This window comes from Streptomyces sp. NPDC001515 (genome assembly GCF_053597115.1).
The window spans coordinates 1-18,952 of the sequence record NZ_JBSFHN010000010.1; the positions used below are offsets into that span (position 1 = coordinate 1).

The following is an 18,952-nucleotide window of genomic DNA, read 5'->3' on the forward strand; positions in this document are numbered from 1 at the left end:
TGTGTGCTTGCGGGCGGGGGGGGGGGGGGGGGGGGGGGGGGGGGCGGGGGGGGGGGGGGGGGGGGGGGGCGGGGGGGGGGCCGGGGGGGGGGCCCCCCCCCCCCCCCCCACGTCCGGCTCGGCACCACCGCCGAGATCCTGGGCCAGGACGCCGACGGTGTGTCCGTCCGATTCGGTGACGGCACCGAGCGCCGGTACGACTTGGTGATCGGCGCCGACGGGCTCGGCTCCGCGACCCGGGCGGCGATCGGCATCACGGACAAGCCCGAGCCGACCGGCATGGCCATCTGGCGCGTCGAGGCCCCGCGCCCCGAGGGCGTGACCCGCACCGACCTCGCGTACGGCGGTCCCGCCTACATCGCCGGCTACTGCCCGACCAGCGCGACGACCCTGTACGCGTACGCCGTCGAGGCCAACCGCGACCGCGCCTCCATCCCCGCCGGGTCGTACGCGGACGAGATGCGCCGGCTCACCCGGCACTACGGCGGATTCTGGCCGGAGATCACCGCGCACCTCACCGATCCGGCGAAGGTCAACTACACGTGGTTCGACCGGCTGCTGGTCGAGGGCTCCTGGCACCGGGGCCGGGTCGTCCTGGCCGGCGACGCCGCGCACTGCTGTCCGCCGACCCTGGCCCAGGGCGCCGCGCTGTCCCTGGAGGACGCGTGGGTGCTCGCCCGGATGCTCACCGCGTCCGACACCTGGGACGACGCGCTGTTCCAGGCGTACTACGAGCGGCGTATCGCCCGGGTCCGCCCGGTGGTCGAGGCGTCCGTGCGGATCGGGCAGTGGCAGCTCGACGGGGTGCGCGACGCCGATGTGCCCGGTCTGATGGCCCGCACCATGACCATGCTCCGGGAGCTGCCGTGACCGCGCCGACCGTGGACGTGCACGCCCACGTCCTCCTGCCCGGCGTCGAGGCGCTGGTGGAGGGGCGGCCGGGCCTCGCCGAGGCGCGGGCGCTGGACGCCCGGCGCAACGGCGCGGCCGCCCTCGCGGTCAACGGGCCGATGGTCCGCGAGCGCGTCCCCCTGCTGACGGACGTCGGCGCGCGTCTGGCGGCGATGGACGCCCAGGGCGTGGACGTCCAACTCGTCAGCCCCTCCCCCTCGCACTACCACTACTGGGCCGACGAGCCGACCGCCGAGAAGGTATACCGGACGGCCAACGAGGCGACGGCCGCGCACTGCGCCGCCGCACCCGACCGGTTGCGCGGGCTGGGTCTCGTCCCGCTCCAGCACCCCCGCCTCGCCGTCGAGGCGCTCGACCACGCCCTCGCCCAGGGCCTGCTCGGCGTCGAGATCTCCAGCCACGCCCCCGGCCGCGAACTGTCCGACCCGGCCTACGAGGCGCTGTGGAGCCGGGCCGAGGAGACGGGTGCCCTCCTCTTCCTGCACCCCTTCGGGTGCACCCTCGACGAGCGGCTGGACCAGTGGTACCTGTCCAACACCGTCGGCCAGCCCACGGAGAACGCCGTCGCCCTCTCCCATCTGATCTTCTCCGGCGTGCTGGACCGGCATCCGGGGCTGAAGGTGATCGCCGCGCACGGTGGCGGCTATCTGCCCACCCACATCGGCCGCAGCGACCACGCCTGGTCCGCCCGGCCCGACGCGGGCGCGGGCTGCGACCGTCTGCCGAGCAGCTATCTGCGGCGGCTGTACTTCGACTCCCTCGTGCACGACCCGCACGTCCTGCGCGAACTGGTGCGCGCCGCCGGGGCCGACCGGGTGCTGCTCGGCTCGGACTACCCCTTCGACATGGGCACCGAGGACCCCGTCGGCGCCCTGCGGGCCGCCCGGCTCGCCGATGCCGACTTCCACGCCGTACGAGGCGGCAACGCCGCCGCCCTGATCCGGAAGGACTGATTCCGTCATGCGTCTGCTCACCCACCTGAGGCACGTCGACCTGGCCGTGCCCGACTACCGGAAGCAACTCGACTTCTACTCCGGCGTCTGGGGCCTGACCACGGTCGCCGAGGATTCCGGCATCTCCTTCCTGGCCGCCGAGGGCTCCCCCGAGCAGTACGTCGTACGGCTCCGCGAGGCCGACGAGAAGCGCCTCGACCTCGTCTCCTACGGCGCCGCGAACCCGGCCGACGTCGACACGCTCGCCGAGCGGCTGCTCGCGGGCGGCGTGCGGCTGATCTCCCGGCCGGGCACGGTCGACACCCCCGGCGGCGGCTACGGCTTCCGCTTCTTCGACGTCGACGGACGCACCATCGAGGTCTCCGCCGACGTCGAGGTCAGGCAGCACCGCAGGATCGAGGAGAAGGAGTCCATCCCGGTCAAGCTCTCCCACGTGGTCCTCAACTCCCCCGACCTGAACCGCACCCGGGAGTGGTACGAGCGCCATCTCGGCTTCGCTCTCTCCGACACGCTCAGCTCCCCGCACATGGGCGAGGTCATGCACTTCATGCGGATCAGTAACCAGCACCACTCGATGGCCATCGCCCAGGGCCCGCACACCTCCCTGCACCACGTCTCCTTCGAGATGCGCGGCCTCGACGAGTACATGCGCGGCTCGGGCCGGGTGATGCGCGCCGGCTTCCGCAAGATCTGGGGGCCGGGCCGGCACATGGCCGGCGACAACACGTTCACGTACTTCCTCGACCCGCACGGCAACACCGTCGAATACACCACCGAGCTGGAGTGCCTGGACGAGGACACCTGGCACCCCCACGTCTACGACTTCTCCCGGCCGGAGGTCACCGACCAGTGGGGGACGGCGAACGCGATGAACGAACTCGTCGCCAAGGAGTCCTTCAACGACCCGGACCGGGGCGTGTTCGTCGCCCCGCCCTGCTGACCCCTCCCGTTCCCCGGCGGGGTGCGCGCCCGCGCGCCGCGCACCCCGCCCCGTGCCGCCCCTCTGGAGCCCTGCCATGCGTTTCACCTCCTACGAACACCGGGACCGCCGCCATGTGGCCGTCGTGACGGAAGGCGGCGCGCTCTTCCCGCTGCCGGGCGTGTCCTGTCTGACCGCGTTGCTGGAGGAGACCTCCGGTCTGCCCGGTCTCCTGGCCGCGGGCGAGGCGGCGCTCGCCGGACCGGCGGGACCCGACGTCCGCGAGGTGCGCCCGCTCGCGCCCCTGCGGCCGTCCTCCGTACGCGACTTCGTCACCTTCGAGGAGCACGTCGAGGGCGTGCGCCGGGCCGTGGAGGGCACCGGCGGCGTCCCGGAGCAGTGGTACGCGGCGCCGACGTTCTACTTCACCAATCCGCACGCGGTCTACGGCCCCGGGGAGGACGTGCCCGTGCCGCCCGGTTCGGCCGTGCTCGACTTCGAGCTGGAAGTGGGCGCCGTGATCGGCCGGGAGGGCCGGGACCTCACCCCCGGTCAGGCCCGCGACCACATCGTCGGCTACACCGTCTTCAACGACTGGTCCGCCCGCGACCTCCAGGGCGCGGAGATGACGGTCGGCCTCGGCCCCTGCAAGGGCAAGGACACGGCCACCACCCTCGGCCCGTGCCTCGTCACCGCCGACGAACTGGAGCCGTTCCGGGACGCCGACGGCTTCCTGCGGCTGGCGCTGACCGCCGAGGTCAACGGCGAGACGGTGGGGAAGGACCTGCTGTCCAACATGAGCTGGACCTTCGAGGAGATGACCGCCTACGCGTCGCGCGGGACCCGGGTCGTCCCCGGTGACGTGCTGGGCTCGGGCACCTGCGGCAACGGCGGCTGCCTCGCCGAGCTGTGGGGGCGACGGGGCGAGCGGACCCCGCCGCCGCTCAAGCCCGGCGACACCGTCGCCCTCACCGTCGAGGGCATCGGCACCCTCACCAGCACCGTCGTCCCCGGCGCCGAACCCGTCCCCCTGCCCTCCGGCCGGCGCCGCCCCCGGGAGCGGCCGTGACCGGCCCGCACCCCACGAGGCTGGCCGGCAAGGTCGTCGTCGTGACCGGGGCGGCCCGCGGACAGGGCGCCGCGGAGGCGGAGGCCCTGCGCCACGAGGGCGCCCGCGTCATCGCCACCGACGTGACCGAGGCCCCCGGCTGCCGCCGCCTCGACGTCACCAGCGAGCGGCAGTGGGCCGAACTCGCCGCCGAGCTGCGGGAGTCGTACGGGCAGGTGCACGGCCTGGTCAACAACGCCGGCGTCACCTGGCGGGCCCGCGTCGGGGAGGTGCGCCCCGAGGACATGGCCCGCGTCCACGCGGTCAACGTCACCGGCCCGCTGCTGGGCATCCAGCACCTGGCACCGCTCATGCCACCGGGTTCCTCGATCGTCAACGTCGGTTCCTCGGCGGCCCTCACGGCGCACTACCCGGTCGCGTACACCACCAGCAAATGGGCGCTGCGGGGCCTGTCGAAGACCGCCGCCCTGGAGCTCGGCCCGCGCGGCATCCGGGTCAACACCGTCCACCCCGGCTACATCGAGACCGAGATGACGGCCTCCGCGGCCCCCGCCTTCCGCGAGGCCAACGTCCGCGAGACACCGCTCGGCCGCACCGGAACGGTGGGCGAGGTGGCGCCGCTCGTCGTGTTCCTGCTCTGCGACGACGCGTCGTTCATCAGCGGCGCGGAGATCCCGGTGGACGGCGGCATGACCGCGCACGGCGGCGTCAAGTCCGTCTCCGACGCTGTGGGCTGAAGAGGGCCGGTCAGCGCCCGGGGGCGCCCGGACCCGGCCGGGCAACGCCGATCCGGTCCATGACCGCCCCGGGACGGGCGCAGTCGTTGCTCTTCCGGCCCCGGCCGCGCGGAAGGGGCGTCCGGCTCCCCGGCGACGCGGCCGAGCCGGACGCGCCGGGGCGGAGGAGACCGGCCGCGGTCCGGCGGCAGCGACACGCGGACGGGCCCGGGGCGCCGGCGGCGAATCGCCTGTGTGCTCGGATAGGCAGCTATGTCGATCGATCTGGATGAATGCCGCTCCTCCGCCGTGGCGGTCGCCGGTGCGGCACCGAAGACGCGGGCCGCGACCACGGCGCAGCGGGTCCTGGTGGCCGGGAGGTACAGCCTGACCACCTGCGCTCGCACGGGATGGCTGACCCGCGGAAAGGTCGAGGTCTTCGTGGACAGCACGTCGCACACCACGTTCGCCGGTTCCCGGCCTGCCCCGGCCACCCCTGTGCAGCACCCGTCCTGAGACGGGCGGGTCCCCGCGGCGCACACACGCACAGGAACGTCCCGGGGGTGACGCGCCCTCCGTCCCCGCCGATGCCCTGACGGCGTTGCCGGGACGAGCGCCGCCCGTTGAAGCCGCCGGTCAGGAGGCCACGAGCGTCGGCGCCCTTGCGTCGCGGGGCTGTCTGGGCCCTCGGCGGCGGCCACGGGGCCGTACCGGTGACCGGAGCCCCGCACGGCGGAGCGCTGTTGCCGATCTCAGGGACGCGCCCGGTCGTCGGCGTCCAGCAGTCTGCGCAGCAGCGCGGTCAGCGTGTCCCGCTCCTCGGGGCTGAGACAGCCGAGGAAGGAGTCCTGGGACTCCTGGGCCACCTGCCACAGCCGGCGCTGCAACTGACCTCCCTCGGCGGTCAGTTCGACCAGCTGGCGGCGCCGGTCGGACCGGTCCCGGGTGCGCCGCACCAGCCCGCGCTCCTCGATCGCGTCCAAGTAGCCGCCCAGGTGGCTGCGCTGGAAGCCGAGGCGGTCGGCCAGCACGTGCTGCGGCAGCGGACCGAAGTCCGAGAGCGCGGTCAGGGTCGCGAAGTGCGGCAGGCGCAACCCGTGCCGCCCCACCGCCTCGACGAGCGCGTCGTGGCCGATTCGCGCCATGTGACCGGCGAGATACGACGGCAGCGCCAGCAGGCTCGGCGGGCGCCGCGCACCGCCGTCACCAGTGGCGTGCGCAGCGGGTCCAGGGGTTTCGCTCATGCGCTCATGATACGGCAATCCAGTGACTGGACGTAATGATGACGCTATGGAACTATCGCATCGCGATACTAGTTCGGCGCCCTTTGCGTGCTCCGATACTGCGGACCGCGGCGCCCGTCCCCAAAGGACCGCCCGATGACCGACCACACCCCGTCCCCCGGCGAAGGGCGCGGCACCGCCGCTCCGTTCGCCGCCCTGCTCCTGGCCGTCCTGTCCTTCTCCCTGATGCAGACGATGGTCGTGCCGGCGCTGCCCGACCTCCAGCGGGAGTTCGACGCCTCTACGACGGCCGTCTCCTGGGTGCTCAGCTCCTTCCTGCTCACCGCGTCCGTGGCAACGGCCCTGCTGGGAAGGGCCGGTGACATGTTCGGCAAGCGCCGGGTGCTGATCGCCAGCCTCACCGTCTTCGCCGTGGGCACCCTGCTCGCCGCCCTGGCCGACTCGCTCGCCCTGCTGATCGCGGCGCGCGCGGTGCAGGGGGTCGGATCGGCTGCCTTTCCCCTGGCGTTCGGGATCGCGCGCGACCAGTTCCCGCGCGAGCGGGTGCCGGTGGCAATCGGCCTGATCTCGTCCACGTTCGGCATCGGCTTCGGTGTCGGGCTCGTGGTGCCCGGCCCGATCATCAATGCCCTCGACTGGCGAGGGATCTTCTGGCTCGGACTGGTCGTCGTCGTGCTCGGCATCGCCGCCGTCTCCGCGTTCGTCCGGGAGTCCGCGGCCACCAGCCCCGGGCGCGTCGACTGGATCGGTGCGGTGCTGCTCAGCGCGGGGGTCGTAGCGCTGCTGCTCGCGATCAGCGAGGGCACGTCGTGGGGGTGGACGTCCGGCCGGATCATCGGCCTGTTCGTCACCGCCGTCGTGCTGCTCGCGGTGTTCGCCTACGCCGAGAGCAAGGTCGGTGAGCCCCTCATCGACCTCGAACTGCTGCGCCGTCGCGCCGTGCTCACCAGTCATCTCACCGCGTTCGTCGTCGGGTTCGGCATGTACGGAGCGTTCACGCTGATCCCGCTGCTCGCCCGGACCCCGCCCGAGGCCGGGTACGGCTTCGGCGCGTCCGTGACCGAGGCCGGGCTGTTCATGGCCCCGATGGCGGCGACGATGCTGATCGCCAGTCCTCTCGCCGGGCGCATCGGGGCGGTCACCGGATGGAAGCTGCCCCTCGTCCTGGCCTGCCTGATCGGCGTCGCCGGCTTCGTGGTCTACGCGTCCGCGCACGAGACCGAAGCGGCCGTGTACGTCGGTTCCGGGGTCCTCGGCATCGGTGTCGGCTTCGCCTTCGCCGCCCTGGCGAACCTCGTCGTCAGCGCGGTCGACCGCAGCCGGACGGGCGAGGCGACCGGCATCAACACGATCATGCGGACGATCGGCGGCTCCCTCGGCGCGCAGATCGCCGCGTCGATCGTCGCCGCCAGAACGGTCCCCGGCACCGGGATGCCGGTGGAGTCCGGCTACACCACCGCGTTCGTCATGTCCGCGATCGCCCTGGGACTCGCCGCAGCGGCCGCGCTGGCGGGGCCTGGCAGGCTCTGGAGCAGGACCGGCACACCGGTGCCCGGGCTGCCGAGCACGGAGCGGTCGCGGTCGGCGACCTGAGGGACCGCCATGCCGAAGCCCCCTCGTGCCGGACGTCACCGGCCTCCTGCCCCCGCCATCGCGCCGACGACAAGGAGCGCACCCCCTTATGCCCGACTACGGACACGATCTCCTCTTCGGCGCCGTCCTGGTGCCGAGTGCCGGGCACGCCGCCGACGCGGTGGCGCTGGCCCGGGTCGCCGACCGGGCAGGGCTGGATCTGGTGAGCGTGCCGGACCACCCCTACCGGCCGGAGCTGCTCGACGCGTGGATGACCCTGGCGGTGATCGCCGCGTCCACCACGCGCGTGCGGGTCTTCCCGAACGTGGCGAACCTCCCGCTGCGCCCGCCCGTCGCGCTGGCCCGCACTGCCGCCGGCCTGGACCTGCTCAGCGGCGGCCGGGTCGAGCTGGGACTGGGGGCCGGGGCGTACTGGGACGCCATCGCCGCCGACGGCGGTCCGCGCCGCAGCCCCGGTGAGGCGGTGCGGGCGACCCGCGAGGCCATCGACGTCATACGGGCGCTGTGGAGCGAGGGCCGGCGGCCGCATGTCCCCGGCGAGCACTACGGGCTCGACGGCGCCGTCGCGGGCCCCGCGCCCGCGCACCCCATCGGAATCTGGATCGGCGCGCTCGGCCCGCGCATGCTGCGCCTGACCGGTACGACGGCGGACGGCTGGCTGCCCAGCGTCCCGCACGTACCGCCGCGCCGCCTGGCCGCGGGGCACCGGGCCGTCGACGACGCGGCCCTCGTCGCCGGCCGCGATCCCACCGAGGTCCGCCGACTGTACAACCTCTCACCGGGACCGGCCGGCTTCCCCCGGGGGCCACTCAGCGCCTGGCCCGAGCAACTCGCCGCGCTCACCCTGGAACACGGCACCAGCGCCTTCCTGCTCCCCGCCCAGCAGCCTTACCTGCTCCAGGCGTTCGCGGCGGAGGTGGCACCGGCAACGCGGGAACGGGTGACCGCGCATCGCGGGCGCGCGACGGACACGCTCGGCCCGGCGCCCGCCCCGGACGCGGCACAGGGCCACGACAGCACCGCCGCTGCGGACGCGCAGGTGGGTCGGGCCGGTGCCGGCACCCCAGGCACAGGTATCTCCGCTGCGCCGTCGCCCCGCACCGGCCCCGAGCCGCCCCCGCCGGGGGCCGGCTGACCATACGCCCGCCCCGCCTCCGCAAGCGTGGCGATCCACGAAACGGTTGTGGATCGAGTCGACGCGCCCCACCAGCCCGCCCGTCGCCCCGGAGCGGTGCCATCCGCGCCACGAGCCGCAGCGTGCCCGGAATCTCGTTGCCGCGCACGACCGGTTCCGTGCCGATCCACGCACGCTCGGCACGCTCGTGCGGAACGTCCCGGCCGGCACTCTCGCCCCGCAGGACGCGCGGCCGACGATCCAGTGACCGAGTTCGCGGCAGAACTCCTGGCACCGCGGTGACACACCGGAGCCAACGTCCGTCGGCAGGACATGCACACCGGAGCACCGATCGGCGGTACGGGGCCCGCCCGGTCCGGCACAACGACCACACCGGCCGGAAGGCATACGGCCGGGAAAGCCGGTCGCATGGGGGGGAGGGAGCCGGCAAGTCAGCAGGAAGGAGACTGGCATGCCAGGAAGCTGTCGCCGGTGAAGACCGACGAGCCGGAATGCGCCTTGATGAAGGCCGAATGCCAGGTACTGGAGATCCGGACCAAGCTGCGCCGTTGGGCTGCTGATGATTCTCATCGCAGGTTCGACGACCGCCCACGGATACGAGTGGGTGGTGGAAGGCGACAGCACGGCGCGCTTCGACGAGGCCGTGTCACTCCCGCCCCTCCGCTCCTTCCGCGGCCCAGGCGGCGTACGCGCTCGCGGTGTTCTCCAGTGCGGAATCGCTGAGGTCTCCGACGCCGTGGACGAAGAATCCTGGGCGGAAGCGCATGCCGACTCTCGCCGCCGTGGCGGCGTACGGGGAGGTGAGTTCGCTCATGGTTCGTCCGTAGCGGCCGTCGGGTTCGTAGTCGTGGGCCCGCGACCAGGTGGACACCGCGAGCGTGAGTTCCTTGCCTTCGAGGGCGTGTCCGCCGGGGCCGTAGGCCCAGCCGCGCTCCAGCGCGGTTTCTAGCCATTCGGCGAGCAGCGGCGGGGCGCCGTACCAGCGGAAGGGGAACTGGAGGACGATCCGGTCGTGCCGGGCGAGCTCCGCCTGTTCGGTCGGGGCGTGGAAGCCGTGCGGTCCGCGGGCGGCCGCCAGTACGCGGACGGTGAGGCGTTCCTTGCCGTCGAGGGCGCGGAGCCAGGCGGCGTTGACGCGCGAGTGCTCCAGGTCGGGGTGGGCGGCGATCACGAGTGTGGAGGGCTTCATGGTCCGGTCGTCATTCCGTAGGGGCGAGTCTTCGGTGAGGTGGCGGCGGGTGCTGCTGCCCACGGCGGGGAGGGCGAAGGCAGCGAAGGCCCCGAGGGTGGCGGCGAACGCGAGGACGGCCGTGCCGAGTCCGACGGAGTCGGCGAGGTAGCCGGTGGCCACCGGCAGCGCTCCGGCGGGGATGTAGCCGGCGATGCTGAGCACGGCGTTGGATTCGGCGCGGCGCTCGGAGGGGATGCGTGTGGCGATGAGCGTGAGCCCGGCGAGTTGGCCGAGTCCCTGTGCGGCCCCGGCGAGCAGTGCGGCGGCGAGGAAGACGGGCCACCACGGGGCCAGCGTGACCGCCACCGCCAGCGCCGCCATCGAGGCCGCCGCGGTCACGGAACTCAGTGCGAGATGGGTGCGGGTGCGAAGGCCGCCCGCCGCGAACTGGATCCCGGTGGCGAGGAGGAACATCGCACAGGCGATCGTGCCCGCGACCAGCGGATCGGGGGTCTTCAGGGGGCCGGCGAGCACCGAGGGGCCCAGGGAGAGCACGAACGAGGTGGCGGTGATGCCCGGCCCGAACGCGGCCGCGCCCCACAGGAGTTCGCGCCTGCGGTCCCGGGGCGGGCGCGGCCACCGTACGGACGGGCCGGGCAACGGCACGCCGCGGGCGGGCCGGGTGAGCGGCACGCGGGTGCTGACCGCCAGAGCGGCGACGGCGAGGGCCGTGACGAGGGCGAAGGTCCACGACTGCGGGGTGGTGGTGGCTCGCGCGGTGATGCCCGAGAGCAGGGGGCCGATCCCCGCGCCGAGCACCATCGAGGCGGAGGCGATCAGCCCTCCGGCCCGTTTGCGGCTGCTCGGGGCGACGTCGACCACGGCGGCCATCCCCGCCGTCACCGCGCCGCCGACCGCGACGCCGGCCAGCAGCCGGGCCGCCAGGAGCCACAGAACGCCCTGGGCGAGCAGGAACAGCAGGGCCGACGCGATGGCGGCCAGCATCGCGGGCACCAGGACCACGCGGCGCCCGTACCGGTCGGCGGCCCTCCCGGCGACGACCAGCGCCCCCACCAGCCCGACCATGTAGCAGGCGAAGACGATCGTGAGCATGCCGGAGGAGAACCCCCAAGTCCGCTGCCACTGGACGTACAGCGGCGTGGGGGCGTTGGACAGCACGAACACTGCCACGACGGTCAACGCCGTCGCCATCGACCACCCGAGATCACGTTGCTCGACTGTCCTCTTCACGGCACCGCCCTAGTTCGAGATTTCTCGTAGCTGTACGACTGAAGTCGAACTTAGCATCAGTACGAAGAAACTCGTACACCAGGTAGCCTGGGCCTATGCACACACTCGCGCCGACCTACGTCCGCCGACAGGAACCGCAAGGTCTTCCCGAGCGGCTCCCCGAGCCCGCGGCCGACGACATCCGCCTGGAGCGCGTCATGGGCGTCCTGGCCGATCCGCTGCGCCTGACCGTCGTCCAGCGGCTGCTGCTGTCGTCGGAGGACTTCGACCAGACGTGCGGCTGGTTCGGGTTCGACCGGCCGAAGTCCACGCTCACCCACCACTTCAAGGCGCTGCGCGAGGCCGGTGTCATCACGCAGCGCCAGTACGGACTCGAACGCCGCAGCCGCGTCCGCATGGAGGACCTGGAAGCCCGCTTCCCCGGCCTCCTGAACCTCGTGCTCGACTGGGCGCCCCCGGCGGACTGAACGTCGTCGGCGCGGCCACCTCCCGGCGCCCGCCCGGCTGGCAAGCACCGGGGCGGGACGGCTCCGGGGGCAGCGTGGGCCGCCGCGCCCCGATGCCCCGGGACCTGGCCGTCAGCTCTCCGGCCAGGAACCGCAAGGTGCGGTTGGACAGGCGCTTTTGTCAGCCAGGCGTCCCGCCACGCCCGTCCCGTCGGGCGAGCTTTCGGGCCTGCCCTTCATGGATGGCGCTTGCCCACTCCCAGCCGGGTTTGGGCGAGACGACCCGTGGATCTCTGCACACCCGGACGTCACGCAGGTCCTCCACGTACGTGCGATCCAGTGTGATCCTGGCGCGTACCTCCTCGCCTCTGGCGAGGGACCCATGTCCGGGGACGAGGACATCGACATCGTCCACCACACCCGCGAGCAGCCCCAGCCCGACGAGGTAGTCCTCGATCGGGTCAACGGTGTCGTCGAGCATGGGAACGAAGACGTCGGAGAGCATGTCTCCGGCGATGAGAACACGGCGTTTTTCGATCAATAGGGCGGCATGGCCCCGGGCATGCGCCGCGTGCTCGATGATCCGCACTGTGGGGCCGTCCCAGGGAAGCTGCGCGGTTCCAGCCGGCAGACCGGTGATCAGGCCGTAGAGGTCGAGCGGTGTGTCCTCGGCGATCTCCGGCGGCAGCCCCTCGGCTACGCCGGCCTTCCAGTCCGCGTGCGACAACACATCCCGCATGAAGTCCGCGCAGCGGGCTGTGCCGTAACGAGGCGCTTCACCGAGTTCGGCGTGCCAGAGCACGTGATCCCAATCAGGATGCGTCGAGAACCCCGCCACCACGGGCAGGTGCCGCTGTCGAAGGTCGTTCGCGAGGCAGACCATTTCGGCACCGGTAATCCCGGCGTCCACGACGAGCACGCCGTCCCTGCCCTGGACGACAACGGAGTTGCTCTCGAGCAACTCACTCCGGTGGATCAGCACGCCCTCGACGACCTGCTGGAGCATGGCTCCCTCCCCGTTCGATATCGGCACCCTGCCAGAGGGGAGGGCGCACATCAACACAACCGGGCGGGGCGCGCAGCTCTGTGCTTCGCGTCTTCCACCGCACGCTCACGTCCATAGAACGGGGACCGGACCTTCCTGGCCGGCTTCAGCCGCCGGCCCTTGGAACAACAGCTGCGACCTGCGGCGCAACGCGTACGGCACCACAAGGGGCTGGTCGTCGTCCCCGAGTGCGGCCACAGCCGGATGAGAGCGCACCGGCCGCGCGGGCACGGGAACCAGACCGTTCGCTGCCGGTCGCTGACTGCGCCAGTTGGGGTGCGGCCCCCTCTGCGAGGAAACCCCAGACCGAGCCCACCGTGGGCAACCCGCTCGATACGGCGGCCTTCCGGCGCCCTGCCGTACCGCTTCGCGTCATTGATGATCGCGCCGCCACCCCGCGACCTCGTTGTCGCTGGGGGGCGTGAGTCGGATCCTCGGGCGGGTTCGCTTGTCGGAGGGCGAAGGCGCGGGACTTGGTCGAGGGCGCTCGGCCGAGGGAGCGTTCCGGCCCACTCCGCCCGTAAAGGGCTCTCACGAAACCCCAGATAAAGGCCCTTACTTCACCGGCTCCAGAATCGCCACGCACTCCACATGATGCGTCATCGGAAAGATGTCGGCCTGAGTGAGTCGCAGAAAAGGCCAGGTCAGAGCCACTTTCGCAGATCGCCGCGCAGCGGGCGGGCGCTCAGAGCGTCAAACGAGCGTCACGACCGACAGTCCGTCGTGCTCAGGGCGGAACAGACTGCGGCAACCAGATCACCCCGAGGGATCCGCCCCCACTCGCTCCGGACGTCGGCCCCCCGCATCAAGACCCGCACCACCTCTCCAGCCGCCATAATGGACTCATGCCCTCCAGCCCACAGCACCCTGCATCCGCACCGAGGGGCTTCTCGCCCGCGGACGCCGAGGACCTCGCGCTGTACCGGGAGAAGTTCCGGCGGCGTCTGCCGGAGTCGCTGAAAGAGTTGCACGGCCCAACCCAGGGGGTCGTGGAGCTACCGCTGCACATGGCCTGGTCCGGGATGACGTCGTACGACATGAGCAAGCCTCGCCAACGCATGGGCCTGTACCGCACCGTCCTGCACGAGGGTCTGCACGACGATCTGCCCCGCTACCTCAACCAGGATCTACTCCTCCAGATGTGGCCAGTGCTGCGCACACTCGTCGGTCGCACCGTGCGCACTGTGTGGGAAGACGCCTTCCCTCAGCTCGCCTCCCGCACCCGGGCAGCCGCGTGACGGACATGCCGGAGCTGCACACGCGGCTCCTGGCGGATGTGATCGCGCTCGGTTCCCCGTATCCCTTGGTACTCACCGGCGGATATGCCGTGCGGGCGCACCGCCTCGTGAACCGCCCCAGCCAGGACCTCGATGTCGCCACCGAGAACCCGGCGCCCATGGCCGACATCGCGGCCACGCTCCGTAGCGGTCTCGAAGCGCGGGGGTGGCAGGTGCATGCGCTGGAGACCGCCCCGCTGTCCGCCCGCTTCACCGTGTCCAACCCTGCGACCGGGCAGGAATGCGAGGTCGACATCCTCAAGGAGATCTTCTGGCGGCCGGTCGCCCAGAGCCCGTACGGGCCCGTCCTCGCGGAGGAGGACGTGATCGGGACGAAGGTCCGCGCCCTCGCCGACCGCGGAGCACCCCGCGACCTGATCGACGTGTTCGCAGCCTCCCGCCGCTGGACCAATGTCGAGCTTGAGGAGTTCGGCCGCCGCCACGCCCGTGGCCGCTTCGAGCGCGAGGATCTGCAGTCAAACCTCACGGGCGCCGAGTGGACCGACGACGAAGCATTCGCAGCCTACGGCCTGAACAAGGCCACCATCACCGCTCTCCGTGCCTGGGCCGTGGAGTGGGCCGACAGCCTCGCGACCCGACTCCTCGAAGTGTCCGATGATCCGGACATCGACGGCTCGAATCCGGACTGAACCGCATCTGCGAACCCTCGAAGCCGATATCCGCGCCTGGGTCAAGATCTGGAACGCGGACCCCAAGCCGTTCACCTGGACTAAGACCGCCGAGGAGATCTTCGAATCCCTCGCCCGATACTGCCGACAGATCTCCGGCGTATGACACTAGCCCCCTACGTGCTGTTCATAAGCCGTCGATCCGGCGCGGGGCTGGGCTGGGCTGGTCCGAACGTACCCGAAATGATCGCTCGGCCGTGCGGCGAGCGCGCTGCCGACGGGCGCTTCGGCGGCGTAATGGCGCCCCCTCGGACGACCGCCATGTGACCCACGCCATCAGCCGCGCCTGCTCGACTTCGCCTGGGGCCACGGTGGGCGGGATGGGAACCGACAAGCCGCAGTCTCCCGGCTCGACGTACGAGGTTCGGTGGATAGAGAGCACGTCGTACAAGTGCGGCACCTGATGTTACGTCAAGTCGTTCACAAGTAGCGGTTATCTACCATCAAGACATCGGGCATGATGGAGGAGCTGGCGGCTTCTGGGTTCCGATTTCGGGCGCCAGGGTTCCGCGCAGCTTACGTCGCACTCGGGCAGCGGGGGGAGCACAGTGCCGCGCATAGTGGTCTGCCACGGCATCGGTTACCAATACAAGCACAGCGAGACGATGCTGACCGAGTGGTACGACGCACTCGGGATCGGCATGACGGACGCCGCGCGTCCGGTGCCGGACGCGGAGGATGTCGCCGCCGTGTACTACGGCAGCTGCTTCCGCAGTCGGGACAGCAAGGGCGGCGTGGAGGACGAGCTGGACGACATCCCACCACTGCGGATCGGTGACGTGCGCGACCCGCTCGAACTGGAGCTGCTGGAAGCGTTCGCCAACGGCACCGAGGCTCCGCTGCCAGGCGGCAAGGGACTGGGGCAGATGGCACTGCGCCGACTGGAGCGCACCGAGCGGCTCGGGAGGCCGGCGGGCCGGGCCGTGATCTGGATGGTCAAGCAGGTACGCCGCTACCTGGACCCGGACGACACCGTACGCGCCTGCGCGCAGCAGCGCTTCGAGCGTGTCGTCACCCCGGACACCAAGGTCGTCATCGGCCACTCCCTGGGCTCCGTCGTCGCCTATGAGGCACTGCGCGCGCACCCGGAGTGGAACGTGCACACCTTCGTCAGCCTCGGCTCCCCGCTCGGCATCCAGGCGATCCGGGACCGGCTGCGGCCGGCGCCGCCTGCGGCGGGCGACGGTTGTCCTCCCGTGACCCGCTGGGTCAACGTGGCGGCCAAGGACGACCCCATCGCACTGGTGAAGCAATTGGCGCCCCTCTTCGGCGATGTTGACGACCAGCCGGTCGTCAATCTGCCATGGCACCATCCGGGCAAGTACGTCTTCGGCAGCCACTCCGTGCTCCGTTACCTCACCACGGGAGAGGTCGCCGAAGCCGTCGCGAGCGCGCTGCTCGCCAGCGACCGGTGACGTCGGCGCCGTACACCGCCGACCGGTCGACGGGCATCGTCCGGACGGCGCTGGTCTCCGGCACCGGCACGTTCGCCGACGGGTTCGCGCCGCTGCCCCGGGTCCGGGACGAGCTGCGGATGATGCGGGCCGTACTGGCTGAGGCCGGGTACACCATTCACCGCGGGTCCCGGATCGACCCCACCTGCGACGAACTCGCGACCAGCTTCGAGGAGGCGCTGGACGGCGTCGAGGGCACGCCTCCCGATGTCCTGCTCTTCTACTATTCCGGGCACGGATACGACTACGGCGACGGAGACATCCTCCTCGCCGCTCACAACAGCGAGAAGGCCAAGCGGTCGACCATGCTGGGAGTGGACCGGCTCATGTCGTCGATCATCCCTGGCAAGAAGCCACGGCCCCGCGAAGTGGTCATCCTGATCGACGCGTGCCAGTCCGGGCTGGCCATCGCCCAGTTGGAGCGAGCCGCGAAGGAGCAGTGGGACAAGGGCGCAGACATGCCTGCACTCACCATGATCAGCTCCACGGACCGGATCACCGATGCCCAGCAGATGCACTTCGCCGACTCCTTCGCGGCGGCCCTGCGCAACACTCGCACCGACAGGGGGCGCGAATACCTCGATACTCAAGGCCTCTTCAGCGAGCTGAAGGTCCGCATGGCAAAGGGGTCGGAGAACCCTCGTGACCCCCAGTTGCCCAGCTGGGTGCCGCCCCGTGAGCAGCTCCGGGCCTTTCCCAACCCCCGCTATCTGCAGCCCAGGCGGCAGCCCCCCGAGGCGAACCCCGACAGCGGATGGGCCTTCTACGGGCGTGCCGAGGCCGTGCTGGACGTGGTCGCCCACCTGGACGACGCCTCGCCCGCCGACGGGCCCGCAGCGCCCCTCGTGATCACCGGGCAGCCGGGCTCGGGGAAGTCCGTGCTCCTCGACTGGATCCACGCCTCCTCCCAGGGACTGCCGCTGCCGGCCGGGGCCCGGGCGCCCGCTCCGGCGCCCGAGGGATGCGTCGACCTGCTGATGGACGTCCGCGATCAGAATGTGGACACCGTGGTGTGGAAGCTGGCCGAGCGCTACGGAACCGGCGAGGGCGACTGCGCGGCTGTCGTGGAGGCCCTCGGCGGGCGAGGGCTGTGCCTCGTCTTCGACTCCCTGGAAGCCAGCACGGAGCCGGAACTCCTCTACAGCATGCTGCTGGCTCCGCTGGCCACCCAGCCGCGGACCCGGGTGGTCGTGGCCAGCAGTCAGGTTCCGGACGGGTTCGAGGGGCGCCTCGTCGACCTCGACACGGAGGAGTACTTCCGCACCGCCGACGTGGCCGGGCTCGTCGAGCAGGTGCTGAGGAACCGTAAGGGAACCACCTGGTCGGTCACGGACACCCGTTCGGTCCATGACATCGCCCAGGCCACGGCGGCGGCGGCCGGGCGGTCGTGGCTCCGTGCCTACCTCTTCGCGGTCGCCATGAGTAATCAGGACCCCGCGACCGCCCGGGTGCAGGCCGAGCGGTCCAACGCCGATCTGTTCCTGGACGGACTCGTACGGCTCAGTCGCACGTTGGACGACGAGGACCCCCAGTGGGCGCGGGACATGCTCCTCCCGGTCGCCCTGGCGCAGGGCGACGGTCTCCCGGCCGACGGACGGCTATGGGCGGCGGTGGTCCGCGCGGCCGGCAGGCCCGGCGTGGACGCCATGGACCTCACCAGCGTGTGCAGAGAGGCGAGGGACTACCTTGATGCCCCGGAGGACGGAATGAACAGCCACGGGTGGAGGCTCAAGCACCCACCGACAGCCGATTACCTGGCTGAGTCGGCCGATGCGCGCGCCTATCACTTGCTGTTCGTCGCGGCCATGACCGAGCAGCTCCCCGTGCTGCCCTCCGGACAGCGTGACTGGTCGAGCGCCGACCGGTACACCCGTGACCACCTTCCGCACCATGCGCGGCTCGCCGGTGTGCTGGACGAGTTCCTGGACGATCCCGAGTTCCTGCTGGCGATGAACGGCGAGAAGCTTTACCGGGCACTCGGCCTCATCCAGGAGACCGCCGACGACCGGGCGGCCAACGTACGCGCCCTGTGCTGGGAGCTGATGGGGACACGCTGGCGGCTGCCCGACGGGCACACCCTGGCCCGGCTGGCGCTGCACGCCCAGGCGCGGGGGCTGGACGAACTGGCCCGGCGTGCCCGCGAGTACGCGGTGGGCTGGCGGGCCGAGGCGGTCGACTGCCGCCCCCCTTCCCTCCGGAAGGCCCTGGGAGACCGCAGCGTCAAAGCGGTTCACTGCCTTCCCGACGGCGGTGAACTGGCCCTGAGCGGCAGCTGGATCTTCCATCGGCCGGGAGAGGCCGACGACACCTCCTGGACGTCGTTCACCCCCAGGGGCGTGTCCAGCCGACGGGAGGTCCATGCGCGGGTCACCGCCTCGTCCGTCATTGACCATGGCGGGCTGGCCGCACTGCTCGCGGGGGAGATCACGGGCCAGGCGTGGGTCGCGCTCCTGGACGGCCGGGGGCAGCAGATCAAACCGCTGGATCTCGACTGCCCCGTGATCGCCTGCCTCAAGGTCGGACCGGACCTGCTGATCGCGGGCAGTGACGGGTGGCAGTGGCGAAGCCGGGGCGAAACAGGGGCTCTCGTCGAGAAGCCGGGGCTGCGGCTCGGCGGGGTTACCGCGGCCGAGACGGCGCACGGGGTCAGGGTCGCGGCGCGTACGGCGTCGGACGTGGTCGTGTGGCAGGGTGACGGCACACTGCTGCACACCTTCAAGCCGCCGCAGAGCCGTGGCCTGATGAAGATCGCTTCCGACATCGAGGGCATCTACACCGGAGCCGGGGACGGCTCCGTGGTGTGGACGGCCTGGAACGGCCGCAGCCGCCGGCTGGTCACCGAGCACACGAGCGGCGTCAGAGAACTGAGGCTGTGCACCGTCGGCGACATACAAGTCCTGGTCAGCGCGGGCGTGCACGGTGACATCCGGCTGTCGTCGCCCACCGGTTCCGGTCCGTCCCGCCACTTTGACATCGGACTCGATGTCAACGCGGTGGACGTTCACCGGAACGGGGAGATCGTCGTGGGAACCGCCGAGGGCCTGGTTCGCATCGCACCGTGAGCAACACCCGCGCAGG

At 71.6% G+C, this 18,952-nt stretch carries 15 protein-coding genes and 1 pseudogene; 13 read left to right on the top strand and 3 right to left on the bottom strand.

The window, feature by feature from the left end:
* Positions 1–111: 111 nt before the first annotated feature.
* The 6 genes and pseudogenes from ACWCXC_RS12995 to ACWCXC_RS13020 all read left to right on the top strand — a co-directional run.
* Positions 112–870: pseudogene (locus tag ACWCXC_RS12995) on the top strand (FAD-dependent monooxygenase); the annotation flags it as partial.
* Positions 867–1,865: an amidohydrolase family protein gene (locus ACWCXC_RS13000; protein WP_450685633.1), complete on the top strand. Its 999-nt coding sequence runs from the start codon at positions 867–869 to the stop codon at positions 1,863–1,865. The pseudogene ACWCXC_RS12995 and the gene ACWCXC_RS13000, both read left to right, overlap by 4 nt.
* A gap of 7 nt (positions 1,866–1,872) precedes the next feature.
* Positions 1,873–2,805, top strand: a complete 933-nt coding sequence (locus ACWCXC_RS13005; protein WP_450685632.1) for a VOC family protein — start codon at positions 1,873–1,875, stop codon at positions 2,803–2,805.
* A gap of 76 nt (positions 2,806–2,881) precedes the next feature.
* Positions 2,882–3,853 carry a fumarylacetoacetate hydrolase family protein gene (locus ACWCXC_RS13010; protein WP_450888635.1) on the top strand — a complete coding sequence of 324 codons (972 nt, stop codon included), beginning with the start codon at positions 2,882–2,884 and terminating at the stop codon, positions 3,851–3,853.
* Positions 3,850–4,590, top strand: coding sequence for an SDR family NAD(P)-dependent oxidoreductase (locus ACWCXC_RS13015; RefSeq protein ID WP_450685630.1), 741 nt, complete (start codon positions 3,850–3,852; stop codon positions 4,588–4,590). The genes ACWCXC_RS13010 and ACWCXC_RS13015 overlap by 4 nt, the downstream gene beginning before the upstream one ends.
* Positions 4,591–4,842: 252 nt before the next feature.
* Entirely contained in the window at positions 4,843–5,085 is a 243-nt protein-coding gene (locus tag ACWCXC_RS13020) for a hypothetical protein (protein ID WP_450685629.1), read from the top strand.
* A gap of 236 nt (positions 5,086–5,321) precedes the next feature.
* On the opposite strand, the gene ACWCXC_RS13025 is transcribed toward ACWCXC_RS13020, so the two are convergent.
* Positions 5,322–5,813 (bottom strand): MarR family winged helix-turn-helix transcriptional regulator, encoded by a 492-nt coding sequence (locus ACWCXC_RS13025; protein WP_450888638.1) that lies wholly within the window; start codon positions 5,811–5,813, stop codon positions 5,322–5,324.
* 135 nt (positions 5,814–5,948) lie between these two features.
* On the opposite strand from ACWCXC_RS13025, the gene ACWCXC_RS13030 reads away from it, so the two are divergent.
* Both ACWCXC_RS13030 and ACWCXC_RS13035 read left to right on the top strand, forming a co-directional pair.
* On the top strand, positions 5,949–7,406 hold the full coding sequence (locus tag ACWCXC_RS13030; RefSeq protein ID WP_450888640.1) for an MFS transporter: 1,458 nt from the start codon (positions 5,949–5,951) through the stop codon (positions 7,404–7,406).
* 88 nt (positions 7,407–7,494) lie between these two features.
* On the top strand, positions 7,495–8,541 hold the full coding sequence (locus ACWCXC_RS13035; RefSeq protein WP_450888642.1) for an LLM class flavin-dependent oxidoreductase: 1,047 nt from the start codon (positions 7,495–7,497) through the stop codon (positions 8,539–8,541).
* Positions 8,542–9,187: 646 nt separating this feature from the next.
* On the opposite strand, the gene ACWCXC_RS13040 is transcribed toward ACWCXC_RS13035, so the two are convergent.
* Positions 9,188–10,963, bottom strand: coding sequence for an MFS transporter (locus tag ACWCXC_RS13040; RefSeq protein ID WP_450888644.1), 1,776 nt, complete (start codon positions 10,961–10,963; stop codon positions 9,188–9,190).
* Positions 10,964–11,058: 95 nt separating this feature from the next.
* On the opposite strand from ACWCXC_RS13040, the gene ACWCXC_RS13045 reads away from it, so the two are divergent.
* The gene (locus ACWCXC_RS13045) at positions 11,059–11,430 is read left to right on the top strand and encodes an ArsR/SmtB family transcription factor (protein WP_450685624.1); all 372 of its coding nucleotides are present in this window, start codon (positions 11,059–11,061) and stop codon (positions 11,428–11,430) included.
* Positions 11,431–11,590: 160 nt separating this feature from the next.
* Here the strand turns inward: ACWCXC_RS13045 and ACWCXC_RS13050 are convergent, their stop codons facing one another.
* Positions 11,591–12,415 carry an MBL fold metallo-hydrolase gene (locus ACWCXC_RS13050; RefSeq protein WP_450888646.1) on the bottom strand — a complete coding sequence of 275 codons (825 nt, stop codon included), beginning with the start codon at positions 12,413–12,415 and terminating at the stop codon, positions 11,591–11,593.
* Between the two features lie 884 nt (positions 12,416–13,299).
* Here ACWCXC_RS13050 and ACWCXC_RS13055 point away from each other — a divergent pair.
* The 4 genes from ACWCXC_RS13055 to ACWCXC_RS13070 all read left to right on the top strand — a co-directional run bounded on the left by ACWCXC_RS13055 (position 13,300) and on the right by ACWCXC_RS13070 (position 18,936).
* On the top strand, positions 13,300–13,692 hold the full coding sequence (locus ACWCXC_RS13055; RefSeq protein ID WP_386628566.1) for a hypothetical protein: 393 nt from the start codon (positions 13,300–13,302) through the stop codon (positions 13,690–13,692).
* A 5-nt stretch (positions 13,693–13,697) separates the two neighbouring features.
* Positions 13,698–14,381, top strand: a complete 684-nt coding sequence (locus tag ACWCXC_RS13060; protein ID WP_386628809.1) for a nucleotidyl transferase AbiEii/AbiGii toxin family protein — start codon at positions 13,698–13,700, stop codon at positions 14,379–14,381.
* Positions 14,382–14,968: 587 nt separating this feature from the next.
* The gene (locus ACWCXC_RS13065) at positions 14,969–15,835 is read left to right on the top strand and encodes a hypothetical protein (RefSeq protein WP_450888649.1); all 867 of its coding nucleotides are present in this window, start codon (positions 14,969–14,971) and stop codon (positions 15,833–15,835) included.
* On the top strand, positions 15,832–18,936 hold the full coding sequence (locus tag ACWCXC_RS13070) for a caspase family protein (RefSeq protein ID WP_450888651.1): 3,105 nt from the start codon (positions 15,832–15,834) through the stop codon (positions 18,934–18,936). Before ACWCXC_RS13065 ends, ACWCXC_RS13070 begins: the two co-directional genes overlap by 4 nt.
* The last annotated feature ends 16 nt before the right edge of the window (positions 18,937–18,952 follow it).

Coding starts and splice junctions, on each gene's coding strand:
- ACWCXC_RS13060 (WP_386628809.1), top strand. CDS start 13,698: ATGCCGGAGCTGCACACGCGGCTCCTGGCGGATGTGATCGCGCTCGGT.
- ACWCXC_RS13045 (WP_450685624.1), top strand. CDS start 11,059: ATGCACACACTCGCGCCGACCTACGTCCGCCGACAGGAACCGCAAGGT.
- ACWCXC_RS13030 (WP_450888640.1), top strand. CDS start 5,949: ATGACCGACCACACCCCGTCCCCCGGCGAAGGGCGCGGCACCGCCGCT.
- ACWCXC_RS13055 (WP_386628566.1), top strand. CDS start 13,300: ATGCCCTCCAGCCCACAGCACCCTGCATCCGCACCGAGGGGCTTCTCG.
- ACWCXC_RS13035 (WP_450888642.1), top strand. CDS start 7,495: ATGCCCGACTACGGACACGATCTCCTCTTCGGCGCCGTCCTGGTGCCG.
- ACWCXC_RS13020 (WP_450685629.1), top strand. CDS start 4,843: ATGTCGATCGATCTGGATGAATGCCGCTCCTCCGCCGTGGCGGTCGCC.
- ACWCXC_RS13005 (WP_450685632.1), top strand. CDS start 1,873: ATGCGTCTGCTCACCCACCTGAGGCACGTCGACCTGGCCGTGCCCGAC.
- ACWCXC_RS13010 (WP_450888635.1), top strand. CDS start 2,882: ATGCGTTTCACCTCCTACGAACACCGGGACCGCCGCCATGTGGCCGTC.
- ACWCXC_RS13025 (WP_450888638.1), bottom strand. CDS start 5,813: ATGAGCGAAACCCCTGGACCCGCTGCGCACGCCACTGGTGACGGCGGT.
- ACWCXC_RS13050 (WP_450888646.1), bottom strand. CDS start 12,415: ATGCTCCAGCAGGTCGTCGAGGGCGTGCTGATCCACCGGAGTGAGTTG.